Origin of the sequence: Streptomyces sp. NPDC052236, assembly GCF_044548015.1 — a bacterium.
Taxonomy (GTDB): Bacteria; Actinomycetota; Actinomycetes; order Streptomycetales; family Streptomycetaceae; genus Streptomyces.
In genome coordinates this window covers 1-1172 of the sequence record NZ_JBIUBL010000092.1, presented here as the reverse complement: position 1 = coordinate 1172, position 1172 = coordinate 1, and the positions used below count along the sequence as shown (strand labels likewise).

At 57.9% G+C, this 1172-nt stretch carries 1 rRNA gene; it reads right to left on the bottom strand.

Annotated features, from left to right (window positions below):
• Positions 1-1172: ribosomal RNA gene (locus ACIHCQ_RS44620) — 23S ribosomal RNA — on the bottom strand; the annotation flags it as partial.

Genomic DNA, 1172 nt, shown 5'->3' with positions numbered 1-1172 from the left:
GTACGGGCCGCCATGAAACTCGCTAGAGGCTTTTCTCGACAGCATAGGATCATCCACTTCACCACAATCGGCTCGGCATCAGGTCTCACCCTTAGTGTTGTGCGGATTTACCTGCACAACGGGCTACACCCTTACCCCGGGACAACCACCGCCCGGGCTGGACTACCTTCCTGCGTCACCCCATCGCTTACCTACTACTGTCTCGGGCCGGCGGCTCCACCACTCCCCTCCACCCGAAGGCTTCAGGGCGGCTTCACGGCCTTAGCATCAACAGATTCAGCACTGGGCGTTTCAAAGCGGGTACCGGAATATCAACCGGTTGTCCATCGACTACGCCTGTCGGCCTCGCCTTAGGTCCCGACTTACCCTGGGCAGATCAGCTTGACCCAGGAACCCTTAGTCAATCGGCGCACACGTTTCCCACGTGTGTATCGCTACTCATGCCTGCATTCTCACTCGTGAACCGTCCACCACTGCCTTCCGGCGCGGCTTCACCCGGCACACGACGCTCCCCTACCCATCCACACGGGCGTTGGCCCTATATGTGTGAATGACACGACTTCGGCGGTACGCTTGAGCCCCGCTACATTGTCGGCGCGGAATCACTTGACCAGTGAGCTATTACGCACTCTTTCAAGGGTGGCTGCTTCTAAGCCAACCTCCTGGTTGTCTGTGCGACTCCACATCCTTTCCCACTTAGCGTACGCTTAGGGGCCTTAGTCGATGCTCTGGGCTGTTTCCCTCTCGACCATGGAGCTTATCCCCCACAGTCTCACTGCCGCGCTCTCACTTACCGGCATTCGGAGTTTGGCTAAGGTCAGTAACCCGGTAGGGCCCATCGCCTATCCAGTGCTCTACCTCCGGCAAGAAACACGCGACGCTGCACCTAAATGCATTTCGGGGAGAACCAGCTATCACGGAGTTTGATTGGCCTTTCACCCCTAACCACAGGTCATCCCCCAGGTTTTCAACCCTGGTGGGTTCGGTCCTCCACGACCTCTTACAGCCGCTTCAACCTGCCCATGGCTAGATCACTCCGCTTCGGGTCTTGAGCGCGCTACTATAACGCCCTATTCGGACTCGCTTTCGCTACGGCTTCCCCACACGGGTTAACCTCGCAACACACCGCAAACTCGCAGGCTCATTCTTCAAAAGGCACGCAGTCACGACTG